Below are 16,912 nucleotides of genomic sequence, written 5' to 3' on the forward strand. Positions count from 1 at the left end.
CTTCCTCATGATCTCCGAAATTCGCAACTCCCGAACCGCCCGCGGGAAGTGTCACCGGGACACTGTTCGGAGTGATGCTCACATATCCCGAGGGATCGGTTTCGTTCACCGTGTAGTTCCCGGGAATCACGCCAGTGAAGCTGTAATCCCCGTTCGCGTCTGTTGTGGTTGTGTCAACCACGTTTCCGGTGCTGTCCAGCAGTTCCACTGTGACATTGCCAAGCCCGGCCTCACCCGGCCCGTGAATTCCGTTTCCGTCAATATCATCAAAAACCACGCCGGTGATCGCGCCTTCCTCGTGATCTCCGAAATTCGCGACCCCCGAAGCGCCCGCGGGAAGCGTTACCGGCACACTGTTCGAGGTGGTGCTGGTATATCCCGAAGGATCGGTTTCGTTGACCGTGTAGTCACCAGGAGTCAGATCCGGGAAGCTGTAAGCACCGGTTCCGTCCGTGGTGGCGGTGTCAATCACATTTCCGCTGCTGTCAAGCAGTTCCACGGTGACATTATTCAGCCCGGCCTCACCTGGTTCCTGTGTCCCGTCCCCGTTAATATCATCAAAAACCACACCGCTTATCAGCCCCTGGGGGACTGCAATGACAGTGGGCTGTGCCCCGGGCTGGGTATCATTCCCGTCGGTCTGCAAGCTGCTGTCATTCACACCGTCCCCGTCCGGGTCATAATTCACCGTGCCCTGGTTGGAAATCTGTGTGACTCCCTGGGGCAGGGGATCATCCACCTGAACCTGGAAAGAAATTGTGATCTGACTGTTTGCAGGAACATGAATATCTGTAATCACAAGGGCCGGGGTTTCGCTGAAAACCGTACTCCCCGAAGGCTCGTTCACGCTCGCGGGCACATAGGCTGTATTTGACGGCATATTATCCACAAACTCAACCCCGGACACGCCGGACACGCTCTGGTTCTCCAGCACGACCGTATAAGTCAGGATATCTCCCGGCTCCAGATTGCCACCGTTCTCATCCGCCACGGTTTTGGCAGCCGTCACAGACACGGTTCCGCCCACGGTCATATCCGTAGTCTGATTCCCGGGCGCGGTTGTGTCCCCGTCCGTATCCTCGGACCCGTCATTGATCCCGTCCCCGTCCGAATCGTATTCAACCTGACCCTGGTTGGAAAGCACGGTTCCCACATTCACGCCCGCATTCACCGTAACATCAAACCTCAGGGTGACAGATGCCCCGGCCGCGATATCTCCGGCCCATTCAATGCGGTTGGCAGCAGAATTATAGATGGCAGTTCCGTCCGAAGCTGTCACACTGGCATCCACATAAGTGGTATTGGCCGGCACAGGATCAAGAAAGCCCGTGCCGGTGCTGTCCTGGTTGCCGGTATTGGGGATCACCACGGTATATCTCAGGGTATCCCCGGGAGTAATGGCTGAATCGCCGTCCGCATCATTTTCGAGCACTACGGTTTTAACCGTCTCTGTAAAATTGGGCCCCGCGGTAACCGGAATCACCGTGGGCTGCTCACCCGGAACCGACGTATCCCCGTCTGTCTGCTGAAGACTGTCATTGGCCCCGTCGCCGTCCGAGTCATAATTCACCGTACCCTGATTGGAAATCTGGTTCACTCCCGCGGGTATGGGCGTATTCACCTGAACACGGAAGGAAAGCGTGACTTGGCTGTGCGCTACGATGTCAATCCCCTGGATTCGAAGAACCGGGGATTCGCTCACCACGGTGGTTCCCGCAGGTGTGCTCACACTGGATGCCACATAAACGGTATTCGCGGGGATATCATCCACAAACTCCATACCAAAAACATCAAATCCGCTCTGGTTGTCCAAGACAACATCATAGCGCAGGATGTCCCCCGGCTCCAGATTCCCGCCGTTCTCATCTGTCACACTCTTGACGGCAACCCCGTGGGGAACTCCGCCTACAGTGACATCCGTAGGCTGGTGCCCGGGATCCGTGGGATCGCTGTCCGTAGGATGAGACGCGTCATTCACGCCGTCGCCGTCAGGATCATAGCTCAGGGTTCCCTGGTTGGAAATAAGCGTTCCCACGGTAATGCCCGAATCCACCGTCACATCAAAGGTGATGGTGACAGTTGCTCCGGCTGCAATATCCCCGATCCAGTCAATGCTGTTGTCAGTGCTGTTGTACGAAGCTGTTCCGCCTGTTGCTGTCGCGCTGGAATCCACATAGGTGGTATTTGCGGGAACAGGATCTGTGAGTTCCGCTCCTGTGACTCCCTGGTCGCCTGTATTTTCAATTGTCACAATATATGACAGGGTATCCCCGGGAGTGATCACGCCGTTGCCGTCCGCATCGTCCTTCAGGTTCACATCCTTGAGGGTGTTCTCAAGGTTGGGGCCTGCGGTAACCGGTATGACGACGGGCTGTTCCCCCGGTGTCACAGTATCGCCGTCGGTCTGCTGACTGGTTTCGTTTACGCCGTCGCCCTCTGCGTCATAGCTGACGGTTCCCTGGTTTGAAATATCGGTCACGCCCGCAGGCAGCGGATTATTCACGCGCACTCGGAATGTAATGGTCACCTGGCCCCCTGCCGGCACACTGATATCCGTGATATTCAGCACCGGGGTTTCGCTCACCAGGGTGGTTCCCGCAGGCGCGCTCACACTGGATGCCACATATGCGGTATTTGCCGGTATGGTGTCGGAAAATTCAATGCCTGTTGCATCTGCCCCGCTGCTGTTCTGTATCACAACCGTATAGAGCAGGGTGTCATCCGTCTCCAGGTTCCCACCGTTCTCATCAGTCACGCTCTTTGTGCTTGTAAGGGAAACCTGACGCTGGTATCCGAAATCCGCGTCATTGTAGTCCTGTCCGTCAGTCACCGTGACCGCGAGGGGATCTGTCCCGCCTGTCAGGGTGTGGCCCCCAAGTACACTGCCGGTATCGGTAACATTCACAATGTAATTTCCGCCTGCAAGCCCTGTGAAATCATATGCGCCGTTCACATCGGTGGTCTGGTCGCCCAGATCAGTATCTCCGGCATCAATGGCTCCGTCGTCGTTGTTGTCCTGGTACAGCTTCACAGTGACGCCGGCAATCCCGGTCTCCCCGGCATCCTGGACTCCGTCGCCGTTCGCATCATTCCAGATAAAATCTCCGATGCTGGCCCCGGACGGCTGATACCCGAAATCCGCGTCATTATAGTCCTGCCCGACTGTAAGCGTGACCCCAAGGGGATCCGTCCCGCCGGTCAGGGGGTAGCCTGTGAGCACACCGCCGGTATCCGTGACATCCACAATATAGTTCCCGGGAGTCAGCCCCGTGAAATCATACAGACCGTTCACATCCGTAGTCTGGTCGCCCAGATCAGTGTCCGCACCGTCAATGGCTCCGTCGTCGTTGTTGTCCTGGTACAGCTTCACAGTGACGCCGGCAATCCCGGTCTCCCCGGCATCCTGGACTCCGTCGCCGTTCGCATCATTCCAGATAAAATCTCCGATGCTGGCCCCGGGCTGCTGATAGCCGAAATCAGCGTCATTGTAATCCTGCCCGACTGTAAGCGTGACCCCAAGAGGATCAGTCCCGAAGGTGGAGGTGTAGCCTGTGAGCACACCGCCGGTATCCGTGACATCCACAATATAATCCCCGGGCGCAAGGCCAGTAAAATCATACGCGCCGTTCGCGTCCGTGGTCTGGTCGCCCAGATCAGTGTCCGCGCCGTCAACGGATCCGTCACCGTTGTTGTCCTGGTACAGCTTCACCGTGACGCCTGCGATCCCAGTTTCCCCGGCATCCTGAACGCCGTCGCCATTCACATCATTCCAGATAAAATCCCCGATGCTGGCAGCGATTCCATCCTCAAAATCTTGGTCAGCCCTGTTTTCTCCCACTCCCAGGATGAAACTGATATTATCGGGATCATTCCCGTCTGCGTCAGCGAGACTGTCGTAGCCACTCGGGTTGGTTTCAACAATCTGGTAAATTCCCGGGAACAGATCAACGAATGTGTAATCCCCGTTCGTGTCTGTAACCTCGGTTGAGCTTGTATCATCAGCCGTGCCAAGAATGCCGTCATCCCCCGCATAAGTCAGGGTGATGGTGACACCGCTCAGGGCGGTTTCACCGACATCGGCGAGGCCGTTACCGTCTCCTTCAACCACAGTACCGCTCACAGAACCCAGGTTCTCGTGGTATCCGAAATCCTGATCTGCAACATCCGCGGTAATGTTCGTGATGGTGAGCGGATCAGAAGTGGTCAGGATGTACGCGCTGTTCGGCAATGTGGTCTCATCCGCGGAAATGGAAATATCGCTTCCGTCAAGGATTCCGCTCACGCTGTAATTGCCGTCTGCGTCAGTGGCCGCGGTGATAGTATAAACATCACCCGTCGGCGGGGTGATGGTCAGTTCCAGAGTCACATTTGCCAGACCGGGTTCTGTTCCTTCCTGCGTCCCGTTTCCTGGTGTTCCGCCGTCGCCATTGTCGTCAAATACAGTTCCGCTGATAACATGCGTGGGCGTGAGGGGCTGATATCCGAAATCCACAGCCAGATTTCCCACACCGGAACTTCCCTGGTTATCCAGGGTTCCGTCGGGGTCTGCCGTCTGGATGTAATCGTCCGGCAGGGTGGTGTCATTCACCTGAACAGAATAGGTCGCGCTGGCAAGCCCCTCAAAAAGATACGCGCCGTGTTCATCAGTTGCCGCGACACTGAGCAGATTGCCGCTGCCGTCGTAAAGCTGCACAGTGACATCAGGAATACCAGGCTCGTCCGGGTCCTGGGTCCCGTCGCCGTTTGCATCGAGAAAAACCGTATCCCCGATAATCCCGCTATGATCAAAGCCAAAATGCGCGGAGTTATTTTCCTGACCCGGATGAAGCACAAGCGGGTATTCAATCGGCGTAGTCGGAGCCAGTCCCCCTGGCGCACCGGAGACATAGCTCACAGTGTATTCGCCTGCCGGGATATGGAACTCATAGATACCGGAAGCATCTGTGGTGGTGGTGAGACTAACCGGACTGCCTCCGACATCCGTGCCGGTGATACTGACGGCTGCACCTCCGATACCTGGCTCGTCACTCCCCTGGATCGCGCTGTTATCCGTATCAAGAAAAACCGATCCAGTGACCATGGCACCTTCAAAATACCCGAAATCCGCATCCCGGTGATGTCCGTCAATGCCCAGCGTTACCCCGTAGGTTGCCGGGGTGGATGTTGTCATAAGACCGAGTTCGCCCCCGGGAGACACCAGACTGTCCTCATACACATCCACCACATAGTCGCCGGGCGGAATGTTCGTAAGCAGGTATTTCCCATCCGCGTCGGTCGGTGTGTAACTGACCTGGGGATCGGTCGGATCAATCATCCCGTTTCCGTTCAGGTCTTTGTAGAGCAGGACTGCTGCCCCGGCAATCGGCAATTCGCCTGTATCCCATACACCATTGGCATTGGTATCGTACCAGGCTTCGTCCCCGATGGTTCCGGCCCAGTTATACCCGAAATCAGCGTCCGTATAAACCTCATCATCGGCCGTGAGAGTGACACCTGTGAGGTTGATCAGATCTGCCGGGTCAGCGGATCCGCTCACAGAAACCACTTCCATAGCGGTTCCCAAAGGCGTGGCAGTTCCGTCGGGTGCGGTGATCTCACTGGTCTCATCCACTTCAACCAGAAAATCCCCCGCGTTCAGTCCTTCAAACAGATAGTTTCCATTCTCATCTGTCACAGCCGTGTCAAAGGGTATATCACCGTCGTCAATGACACCGTCATTGTTCATGTCAATATAAAGATTGACTGTGATACCGGACAGAGGGTTTTCTCCCATGTTCAGGAACCCGTTGTTATTCTCATCCAGCCAGACCGTATCCCCGATGCTCGCTTCTCCGGGAGGTTTCAGTCCCAGACCCGCATCCGTATAATGGTGGGTATCGCTGATCAGGGTGGCATCCTCAGTAATGGGCATATCGGGCATATACCCTTCGGGGAAGGTGTCGGGGTTATATGTCACTGTGTAATCACCCGGGATCAGATTGTGAACGACAAAGTCCCCCGCTCCGTCACTGGTGGTGGTGTAAGTTGTTCCGTCGGATGCGGTGACCGTAACCTCCACATTAGCCAATCCGGGTTCGTCCGGATCTTTCACCCCGTCGCCATTCATATCCGCCCATATGGTTCCCCCGATGCTGGCCCTGAGGTCAGTATAAACAGTGTCTGTGTCCGTGGGGGGAATGTTCCCGCTGTCATCTTTGATGGTGGCGATATTTTCCACAGTCCCCACCTCTGGCGGGGGGCCGTTTACAGTGACCTCAAAGGTGAGCGGGGGAGAGACAATCACGCCGTTGGATGTGGCTGTGGCAAAGCCTGCTTCCCCTGATGAGGACGCGCCCGCTTCAAATGTCACATTTCCGGGTTCGGTTCCCGCGGTGATAACACATGCCCATGTAAATATAGCGGTTCCGCCGTCTGTGCCAATATCCTGGGTGGCCGGTATCGGACTGCCGCAGGTGGTTGATGCTCCGTGGTCCGCATGGGTAATCAGGGTATCCGGCGTAATTCCCGTAACCTCTCCGTCAGATGTCAGGGTCATGGTGACTTTCACCGTTCCCCCGTCACTGATGAGGCTGGGACCTGCCTTGATGTTCGTGGTGGTTGAGGGAGTCTGAGGCTCAAGAACCCAGTCCACCAGGAGATACGGGTGACGGGTCTCATTGCCCTCTTCCCTGGAATAATACTGTGCATCTCCCGTATCCGTGCCCTGTGCCAATAAGACGATACCCTCATTGGCAACCCCGTTATTCACCCAGTCATTGACCAAATCGGTGAGGTCCGCGGTGTGATAGATATCTTTGGTATCCGGAGTGATGGTTCCCAGGGATAGCGCGTCATCATAATCTCCTGTGCCAAAAGCCCCTGCGGACCATCCGGTTCCGTAAACCGCGCCGGTTTCGGTCCAGGCTGTGGTCATGCGGTAGATTTCGGCCGTGTGATTGGTCCGGTTGCCAGCGACCATGACACCGAATTCCGCTGAATTGATGACCGCACCCGGAGGGATGATGCTCATGTCAAATTTAAAAAACGCATGCTTCTGCTTCAAAGCCTCGGGCCGGGTCATCACCTTGCTTTCATCGCCAAAGTTGTCAGCAGATTTGTCCTCCTGGACAAAGGTGTCCGCAACAGGAGAGAGCGTATCTGCTTTGGCGCATCCCCCGGGAATGGGCCGCAAATAAGTAATGACCAATTCAGGATGGCGGCTCTCCGTGCCGTCATCACTGCTGTACCACTGGGCATCGCCGTTGTCTGTTCCGGTGGCGATCATGGCCACGCCGTTATTGGCGCTGGTCTGCCATTTTTTCACCAGATCAGTCAGATCAGCGGAAACCCGGGCATCCCCTCCGACCGGAAGCCATGTGGCATAAAGAACTGTTCCGTCATAGTCCGCACTGGTGAAACCTGATCCCCCTGCCCAGGTTCCGGTCCCTGTGCTGTTCCAGGTCGCGGCGGACTGAGTCCAGGGGGTGAGCAGTTCCCGGACTTCCACATTGTGATCAGACCGGCTGTTTTTGCTCATCAGCCGGAGGTCTGCGGAAGTAATCACCGCGTCCTCAGGAATACCGCTAATATCAAAATGAAGGAGAGCGTATTTTTCCTTGAGGGATTCGGGGTTGGTAAAAACCTGATTGCTCGTGCCCTGGTTTTCATCAGGTTTGTCATGATTAATATAGGTATCCTCATCCGGAGTCAGGGTTTCCTGGAACGAACACATGGCTGTTCCCGGCTCGTCAGCCGGCACGGCCGGGGTGTTGCTCCCCATATTCCAGGCCACATCATTGACAGTGCCAGGCCCCGGGGAGGTATAAGTCACCGTGATTTTCGGAGGGGTCGCGCCCTGTCTGGCCATGAATTCGTGAATGGGCTGGTCCTTATCAGATTCAAGGTCCTGCCTCAGCATAAGCCCGAAATTACTCTGTGCGCCGCTTCTCCAGTCCAGAAGCAAAGTGCTTATATCCCAGGTGTAGGTGCCGTTGGCACTGACCGCGGCCGTGGCAACGGCCGTGGCATTGAAATCTCCGCCTTCGGATGCCCAGGAATTGGTTCCGTCATAGCTTTTCCAGGTCGCGCCGGTCTCTGTCCAGGACTGAGTGAGCGCATGCACCGCAATAGTATCGCTGACGGCCTCGCCCCCGGTCTTTTCCAGGGTCAGCACGGCAGAATCAATGGTCGCGTCGTTGGGAATACTGCTCAGATCAAACTGGAGCAGTGCCCGCTTGTATTTGTCTTTCTCTCCCTCGACGATCAGGGTGCTGCTTTCACCATAGTTGTTATCCCTGTTGTCGCGCCGGATATAGGTATCCCTGACAGGAATAAGATCAAGGGTTCTGGTTACACCCACATCGCCGGTGTTTCCCCCCTGGCCAATGGCGGACAGGGTTGTTCCTGTGGGAACGGGATCAAGAATCACCACATTGTTCAGCACATCAGTACCCGGATATCCGGGAACAATAGTGTAAGTCAGGGTGTCTCCGGTGGCAGCGTTGGTCTTATCAACAGATTTGCTGAGAAGCTGCACAAAGGGAAAATCCACATCATCCCGGTTTTCCGCAATGCCCAGGTTTACCACAGCCGGATCATTTCCGGCAAGATACCCGCCCGGAACATTCGCGTCGTTATGATCCACATCCACAATGTAATTCCCGGGGCCGATATCTTCAAAGATGTAATTTCCCATAACATCAGATACGGTGGTCTTAAAGAGACGGTCTCCCGCGTCAATCTGGCCGTCGCTGTTGATGTCCTGATACAGAGTGACCGGCACAAAGGCCAGGGGCTCGTCACCTGTGTCATAAACCCCGCTCGCGTTTTCATCCAGAAAGAGCTGATCCCCGATGGAACCGGGAATGATCTCAAAGAACCCGAAGTCCGCTTCCGTGACATCCCCTGTGAGATTTGGCACAGGACGGGGATCGGGTGTGGTGTTCAATATCTGGTTCGGGGCAAAATGGGCGATCAGATCAGGATCTGTCTGATCCGGGTCAGCGATATAATCAAGACCTTCGGCTAATCCGGTGAAACTGTAATTTCCATTCGGGTCCGTAGTCGTGGTGGCAACCACCGCGTCCTCAGGATCAATCTGGCCGTTGCCGTTGGTGTCCTCATAGAGACTGACGGTGACATTTGCAATGCCGACATCCCCCAGGGCCGGATCAAAGAGTCCGTCATTTCCCATATCCTCAAAAACAAGATCACCAACGGATCCGTTTCCCCCGGGAAGATAGCCGATATTATTGCTCAGGCTTTCCTGGTAATCATCCGCGAGGGTGATGGTAAAGCTGGTCGGAGTGGTGGCTGTATAGCCGCCGGGAACCCCGCTGATGATGTTCACAGTGTATGTGCCTGCTGTAAGCCCGTTAAAGCGGTAGGTTCCATCCTCGTTCACGGTGGTGGTGGGGCAGTCCGCACCCGGGGTGCATGAGCCATTATTCAGTTCAAGCACGATGGGCGCGACAGGGGTTCCGATCCCTTCATCAATGAGGGTATCGGTGGTTTTGTCCTGTGTGCTGTCATTATCCCAGTCGTGAAAAATATTCCCGCCGATGGCCGCGCCGCCCACTGTGACCGGGGCTTCCGAGCCGTTGGCAAGGGTCACAGTTCCGATAGCCGGGTCCTTGTGGGTGAGCGAGAAGGTATTATAATAGGTGGCGGCCGTGACATTGTCGCCGATTTTGACCGTAAAGGTGAGCAGGAGTTCCTGACCCCCGTTCACTGCCTGATTCACAGTGAAGATCGGCTGCCGGGGATTGGTGCTGTCTGTGGTTGTAGCGCCGAGCGCGCTGGCTCCGTTCACCATCACGCTGTCCAGACTCTCAAAGGAAAAACCTTCGGGCAGGTGGTCGGTAAGGGTGAGAGGATTGCCGCTGGCCCCGGTTCCGTCATTTTGGACTTTGAGGGTGTATTGGATATTCCCGCCCGGAGGTGCGCTCTCCGGGGTCACGGTTTTGCTCAGAATCAGGATGGGACTGAATCCGAGCCAGACCCCGTCCGAGGCTTCCGCGTGGTGTCCCTGGTCATTGTCCGCGGTGATGGTGTTGGTGGCCATCACGCCGCTGGATTTGGCCCGCACAGTGACAATGGCCTCGAACATTTCACCTTTCCCGAGTTTCTCAATGTGCCATACCAGAGGGTCTGTGCTTATCGGGGCAGGAACTGCGCTGACCAGTTCCAACTCGCCCGGCATTGTATCCACAATCCGAATGCCTGTGAGATCCGCCCGGCCCGTGTTCCAATACCTGACATTAAAAGTGAAATCTGTCCCGCTCGGGGTGATATCCACATCCGCATCTTTCCAGAGCGCGGAACAGGTGTCAATGTATGCGTGGGTGGGATCATAGTAACGCCACAGGTGGTCCTTGCCGCCCTGCTCGCCTCCGGCATCACCGCCGAACACATCGCCGTGGAGTTGGAAACAGCCGTCTGCGCTGATGAAAGGCGGGAGGGGCGGTTCACTCATGACCTTGATTTTCACATATACATATTCAGACTTGCTCGCGGTGAGCATTCCCACGCTCCAGCGGATCGCGTTGGTGGAATCAGGAAGAGGATTGGAGGGGCTGACGACCCGGCCCAGGCTGCTCGCGTCGGCCCCTGCGTATCCGAGTATATCATCTGTGTTTCCGGGAACATCCGCGCCGATCTGGCTCCCGGGGTACTGGATCCGATTCCAGGGACCGATGTCATTGGCCGCGTCCTTCATGTTGGACCCGTTCCAGACATCCAAGTCAAACTGCCACGCGTATCCGGTTTCAGGACCGGCCACGCCTGAGGCCAGACCCCAGGGCGCGTTGCCTCGGCCGTCGCTGTAATCCACAATGGGCTTTGAGGGGCTGCTGCTGCCATAAGCGAGCAGCTGTTCAGCATCCCATTTGTTGTTGGGAAAGATGGTCTCGCCCCGGTTGTTCACAATGGAGTAATTGCCCGAAGCGTAATTGGCCCAGCTCTGCCAGACCGTATCTGCATGGGTGGAGTAAAAAATACCAGTGTCGCCATAGACCCCGGCCAAGGTTCCGAGGTGCGCGCCGCCCAGATCAACTGCATCTGCCGTGTTGCCCAGGACATTCGGTCCCAGGGTCAGGCCGATCAGTTCGGATGTGGAGCCGCTGCCGACCGGGCCGGAACTCAGGGGCATAATGGACTGGCCTTTCATGGGTATCTTATCATACCCGCCGCTGCCATCGGGCCAGACATAGCCCACGTCAATGACACGGACACCGTCTGGCACATAAAAATTGACATAACCGCCGACACCGGTGGTGGCCCCGTTGGGTTCAGGGAGGTTTTTGATGATGATGCCTAACTCATCACCGGCGTTTACAGGCTCACGGCCTGCGTCTACGTTGGCCATGATCATGTCTATGGTTTCCTGGTCAAAAAACATCCAGGCCATGCGCTGGTCAACATTGTGCGCCGTAACCGGAGTAGTCAGTCCGTAAATGATTATCAGAGATAGAATTATCAGTTTTACCAAGTTCATTGTCTGTCTTATCATCTTTTTTCTCCCCTGTAATTTTTAGCAGAACACAGATACGCACGCATTTTTATATTATCCGTGTTCTGTCTTGTTTACCGTTTAATATAACCGTTTAATATAACCTGATTATAACGGATTTCGGGGGACCTGCAATATGACAACGGATTCCGGGATTAAACGGATATTCCCGGCCGGTATTACGGCGTATCCGCAACAGATGTTCCCGCGAGAGCCGGAATATCCGTTTCATCCTTTTTATCCGCTGTCATATTCCCTCCCCGAAATCCGTTACAATCAGAATATAACTAATCCACAATTGCTCAGTCAGGTTGTCCGAACCCTGATTAAAAGATTAAAGGATTTTCCTAATTTATCTGAACAATTTGAAAACCGGTGACCTGATCCTGCAAATCTTTTAATCCTTTAATCAGGGTTCACCAACTTGGCTCGGTTCGAATTGGCAAATCCAAACCATTCGCTTCCCCGGGGATTTATCAATCCCCCGGGAGCAAACTGCTGAATTCGCCCAGTTCGGCCAATCCCAACCTCTGTTTCGCTCGGTTCGGCTTCGGCGTGAGCTCAGTCGAACGATTGGCAAATCCGAACCATTCATGTTTCTCAGGATTTGTCAATCCCGATCATATTCGTCCTCCGGAAGCAACTCTGACCGTCTGCTGCCCTGACTTCCCATGGCATGTCAGGACTGCTGACTTTTGCTGCTGATTGCTTTTGAGGAATTTGTATCTAATGAATACTGACTCCGACATGAGAGCGTCTCTGTTATGCTTCCGGATAAAAATCTTCGTCCAGCGCCTCTTCCAAAACATACGGGCAGGTTTTCGGAAACACGGATTTGGAGATGCCTGTCTCTGCTGCGGCGTATCCCACCGCCTTATTGTAAGCTTTCGAAATTTTTTGCTCCATCTTATGTTTCAGACTCGGACTCATTTCCAACAACTGCTCAATTTGATATCTCTGTTCGAGAATAGTTCCCTTCCAACTGCCCGAACGATGGTCAGGCTGGAATTGCCATTTGAGCAGGTGGGCGAACAGTACTCTCAGCCGACTGAGCAACTCACGATGCTGACTTTTGCCCATAGCATCCAATTCCTCCGCTATGTTTTCAATATCAATTTCCTCGATTCTGCCCTCTCGCAGCAGTTCTGTATTCTGACAGAGCCACAGATAAAAATCCTGATCATATACGGCTGCCAAGTTGTTCATAATGACCTCGTTCTTTTGTCAGTTGTCCGTTGTTTTTTATTCCCTCGGGAGCAAGCTGCTTAATTTCTCAATCCCCCGGGAGCAAGCTGCCTAACTCGTCCGGTTCGGATTGGCAAATCCGAACCATTTATGTTTCACCCGAGGATTTGTCAATTCTTCGGGAGCAAGCTGCCTAACTCGCTCGGTTCGGATTGGCAAATCCGAACCACTTATGTTTCACCGGGGGATTCGTCAATCCCTCGGGAGCAAGCTGCCTAACTCACTCAGTTCGGGAGATTTTCAATCCCCGGCTTCCTTTTTACTTTTCGCTACAGGGATGCTGTATAAGAAAAGACTGCCCAAAACAGGATGAATTTTGCATCGCGTGATTCACTCTGCATACCTCAATTTTATCCTTTTGCCTGTTGTTTCTTTGAACGACAGGGATTGGCAATCTGGGGGATCATTCACATATTTCGTAAAAAATCTGAGACATCCATTTCAAGATCATAACGGATAATTTTTAGCAAAAGCCCCTTAGGCACATCTTTGTTGCCATGATCCGGAATGGTTGTCTTACGACCATCCGAATGAACAAACCGGATATGAGAACCCTTTTGACGGACCTTTATAAAACCGATCTTCTTTATTCTTTTTTGCAGCTCGGCAAACGAAATCGTCGGCATATCAGTCATGACAGAACGACCTCCAAGTCCCGGACTCCGATGAAAGTTGTGGAAATTTCTTCGTGAATCTGTTCGTCCTCGATGCAAAGTTCCACAGCTTCTCTGATATTTTCCAATGCCTCACTCATTGTATGGCCGTAACTTCGGCATCCTCTGAAAACAGGACATTCGACAATAAAAACGCCGTCGCTATCCTGTTCGATAATAATCGGATAATGTTTTTTTAACATATCGATCTCCCCTGGAATGCTTATTGCCCATAGCATCCAATTCCTCCGCTATGTTTTCAATATCAATTTCCTCAATTCTGCCCTCTCGCAGCAGTTCTGTATTCTGACAGAGCCACAGATAAAAATCCTGATCATATACGGCTGCCAAGTTGTTCATAAGGAGCCTCGTTCTTTTGTCAGTTGTCCGTTGTCAGTTGTCAGTTGTCAGTTGTTTTTTTATTCTCCACGGTACTCTTAACTATATCCATCAGATTCAGAAAATCTCTGTTTGAAAAAAATATACATAAAAAAAATATATTATTCGGTTGTCGGCTGTGACCTCCCTGGCTCGACATCACCGTTTTTTAAAACATACTCCTAAATTCAAAAATTTCAATCTAAAACAATATAGATAAAACATAGAGGTAATCTATATACTATTCAAAAGAAAGCAGATGCGTTCTGACCGTCTGCCGCCCTGACTTCCCATGGCATGTCAGGACTGCTGACTTTTGCTGCTGACTGCTTTTGAGGAATTTGCATCTAATGTATGCAATTCTTCTGATAACGTATTTTTTACAATTACAGGTAAAATTTCATTCAATTTTTCTTCAACAATTCTGTCTATAAGCAATGGAAGATTATTAATTAACTCATTTAGTTCAGTTAATAATTGTTTTATATTCGTTTCATCTTTCACAGGTTGAAGATTCTTATCATCAGCTATATATAATTTTTCCAACTTGTCTAATGTTCCCTTAGCGGCTTCTGCCAACTGATTTTCATCCAAATCATCATCCTCTCGTATTTCCGAATCTGAACAAAAATCTTCAACTGCATAAAAGAGTGGTTTTATAATTTCATAGAAATTTTCATCACAGGATTTGTCACTTTTAAACAGCTTCAAAAATTCTGTTTCAAATTCCAATGCGCTAATTTCTTTTTTATCTGTAAACAAAACGATCAGTTCTTTATAATCAGAGATCAAAGAATTCATTATAAACTCCCTCTTGCCATAATATGAAATTGTTGCATGCCTGACAATTTCCAGCATGAAAGAAATTTTTTGTCTTTGCAGATAACATTTATTTTAGTTGTTTTGCTATAGTAATGATTAACAGATTTTCCCCTGTAAGTACCTGGTATCAAAATAGTATTCTTATCCAGAAAGTGGTTAGTTATTGCATCTTTAAATGCTTCGGCATTCATGCTGCTATAATTTCCAATTATCCCAAAATCTGATGCATGTTTGAATTTTTTCCTAAATTGAATTTTTGTCAACCTGCACTTCCAAATCAGCAAACGTATATAATTTTTTATTTTTATAAGCATCATAATACGCCATTTTCCAGTGGGAATTCATCAGGCAAATCCAAACCATTTCTCTCTCCGGGGGATTTCCCAATCCCCGGGAGCAACCTCATATGCATCAAGCTAAAACCTAAATTGAGCGATTCTTTTCAGAAAAACTGGCTAAGAGTCCGGCAGCCGGGGCTTTTTGTATTTTACACTTTTCACCCGATGGGTGAAAACCCGGAAACCGCCGAAGCCCTTATACTACAAGCCGGGAATCATATTCAGGCCAAAGAATCGCTCAATTTAGGTAAAATGTAGAACAATTTTCCAAATTGTTCAAAACCGGCACAATTTGAAAAATTGTGCTACAGCCCCGGAGTTAATAAAATCAGAAAGTTATCCCCTTAGCTTGATACATATGGGGAGCAACCTGCTTAATCTGCCTGGTTTGGAAAATCCGAGCCGGACAATAAATTTTGTCATACCAGCTTGTGAAGGGATGACATCATCCTTTTCCAAACATACTCCCAAATTCAAAAATTACAATCTAAAACAATATAAAGAAAATATAGAGGATATCTATATTATTCAAGTGAACGCAGATGCGTTCTGAGATTGGCCTTTTTATTTCTGAGTTTGAGTTTCTTTCGGACATTGTGCCGATGGGTCAGGATCGTACCCGCTGGCAGGTTCATCAGTTCCGCTATCTCTTTCAAAGTGAATTAATAATTTTCTGACATCTCATACCGAATTTTCAGCCTGCCACTGTCTCGGAGATATTATAAAACTTTTGAACAGATGCTTATTTGCTCGGTTAGATATCCGACCCCTGATTAAAAGATTAAAGGATTTTCGTGATTCATCTGTACAATTTGAAAACCGATGACTTAATCCTGCAAATCTTTTAATCCTTTAATCAGGGTTCGGACATTCCCGGCAAAGTGATGAAAACATCTGTTCCCTCACCAACCCTGCTTTCAATCCGGATATATCCATTATAAAATTCCGTGACATGCTTTGCCACCGAAAGCCCCAGACCCAGTCCGTTAATATTCAGCATATTAATAAGATTAACCAGTTCAGACTCATTCATCGTTTCATCTCATTTTTAACTATAGTATTTAGATTTAGGTATGTCCTGGCACGAAAGTTGCATACAGAGGCGGCCTCCGGGATTCCGAACGGACGAATGAAATTTTCAGGCCCGGAAACGGCTTTTTTTCCGGGACAACCTTCCCATGCAAAAATCATGCCGGGACATACCTAAATCTAAGTACTATATCTAATAATTAAGGTTACTCAGACAAAAATTTTCATTTCCTAAATTGCGTATTCTGCCCCATCCAAATACTTCCGTTACCCCATTGCATATTTTTTAATTTTATGCAAGAATTAAATGTTATTTTAAATTAATATTTAGTAATAATTTCTATTACCGTTTTTTAAAAAAGCAAACATATATGTTATAAATTTTTATATAAGGGATACAGACTTGTTTATATGGAGTTTAACATTTTAATATTATAATATATATAAATTTTTAAAACTCCGGGGACCGTTTGGGAAATGCGAAACAGGAACGGTGAGCAGAGCAAAAAAGATAGCTGTTTTATAATTTCAGATAAAAAGAAAAATATTTTATTAAAAGAATAATCCTGTATTTTCAATAAAAAAATTTTTTAATCTGTGATATTTCTTATATGCAAAAAGCATACCATGTATTAGTGATGTTAATCAGTAGATGGAAAATCAGACAGACACTCGTTCCCATGCTTCGCGTGAGAATGCCTTTCGGACGCTTCGCGTCCTTTGCCGCGGGGAGTTTCGTGACGCGAAGCGTCTGTCCTGCATTCCCACGCAAAGCGTGGGAACGAGATCAAGGAGCCAATAGCAGATTGACGTTTACAGAAGCGAACATGAAGGGAGACGGATATGAATATGGAACATCAGATTTTTTCAGGGAAGTATTGAAATGTGAATTTTGTTATGCTATTTAGTCTGACTCGATGATCAAATTTTCTGACTTGGTTCGGACAAAAAGCCTGTTG

The 16,912-nt window shown here is 50.7% G+C and carries 10 protein-coding genes (1 of these 10 running past the window's edge); 1 reads left to right on the forward strand and 9 read right to left on the reverse strand.

Translation table 11 applies throughout. The annotated features are described in order from the left end of the window. The 9 genes from dnm_RS14935 to dnm_RS14975 all read right to left on the reverse strand — a co-directional run. On the reverse strand, positions 1-11,488 hold the 5' end (the start) of the coding sequence (locus dnm_RS14935) for an SdrD B-like domain-containing protein (protein WP_207683427.1). Its footprint begins 22,451 nt before the window's first position; only the first 11,488 of its 33,939 coding nucleotides appear in the window; the start codon lies at positions 11,486-11,488; its stop codon lies beyond the left edge, outside the window. 762 nt (positions 11,489-12,250) lie between these two features. Next, a complete protein-coding gene (locus dnm_RS14940; RefSeq protein ID WP_207683428.1) occupies positions 12,251-12,694 on the reverse strand; it encodes a DUF29 domain-containing protein in 444 nt (147 codons plus the stop codon). A gap of 446 nt (positions 12,695-13,140) precedes the next feature. After that, a complete protein-coding gene (locus dnm_RS14945; RefSeq protein WP_207683429.1) occupies positions 13,141-13,368 on the reverse strand; it encodes a type II toxin-antitoxin system HicA family toxin in 228 nt (75 codons plus the stop codon). Then, positions 13,365-13,589 (reverse strand): type II toxin-antitoxin system HicB family antitoxin, encoded by a 225-nt coding sequence (locus tag dnm_RS14950; RefSeq protein WP_207683430.1) that lies wholly within the window; start codon positions 13,587-13,589, stop codon positions 13,365-13,367. Before dnm_RS14950 ends, dnm_RS14945 begins: the two co-directional genes overlap by 4 nt. After that, positions 13,549-13,746 carry a DUF29 family protein gene (locus dnm_RS14955; protein WP_207683431.1) on the reverse strand — a complete coding sequence of 66 codons (198 nt, stop codon included), beginning with the start codon at positions 13,744-13,746 and terminating at the stop codon, positions 13,549-13,551. The genes dnm_RS14950 and dnm_RS14955 overlap by 41 nt, the downstream gene beginning before the upstream one ends. A gap of 318 nt (positions 13,747-14,064) precedes the next feature. Beyond that, positions 14,065-14,565, reverse strand: a complete 501-nt coding sequence (locus dnm_RS14960) for a colicin immunity domain-containing protein (protein ID WP_207683432.1) — start codon at positions 14,563-14,565, stop codon at positions 14,065-14,067. After that, the gene (locus dnm_RS31635) at positions 14,565-14,777 is read right to left on the reverse strand and encodes a colicin D domain-containing protein (RefSeq protein WP_353740346.1); all 213 of its coding nucleotides are present in this window, start codon (positions 14,775-14,777) and stop codon (positions 14,565-14,567) included. The genes dnm_RS14960 and dnm_RS31635 overlap by 1 nt, the downstream gene beginning before the upstream one ends. A 671-nt stretch (positions 14,778-15,448) precedes the next feature. Further along, positions 15,449-15,580, reverse strand: coding sequence for a LuxR C-terminal-related transcriptional regulator (locus dnm_RS14970; RefSeq protein ID WP_276571889.1), 132 nt, complete (start codon positions 15,578-15,580; stop codon positions 15,449-15,451). A 200-nt stretch (positions 15,581-15,780) separates the two neighbouring features. After that, a complete protein-coding gene (locus dnm_RS14975) occupies positions 15,781-15,957 on the reverse strand; it encodes an ATP-binding protein (protein ID WP_207683435.1) in 177 nt (58 codons plus the stop codon). 607 nt (positions 15,958-16,564) lie between these two features. Between dnm_RS14975 and dnm_RS14980 the strand changes: the two genes are divergently transcribed. Beyond that, positions 16,565-16,861, forward strand: coding sequence for a hypothetical protein (locus tag dnm_RS14980; RefSeq protein WP_207683436.1), 297 nt, complete (start codon positions 16,565-16,567; stop codon positions 16,859-16,861). Positions 16,862-16,912: the final 51 nt, after the last annotated feature.

Origin of the sequence: Desulfonema magnum (assembly GCF_017377395.1) — a bacterium.
Taxonomy (GTDB): Bacteria; Desulfobacterota; Desulfobacteria; order Desulfobacterales; family 4be13; genus Desulfonema_C; species Desulfonema_C magnum.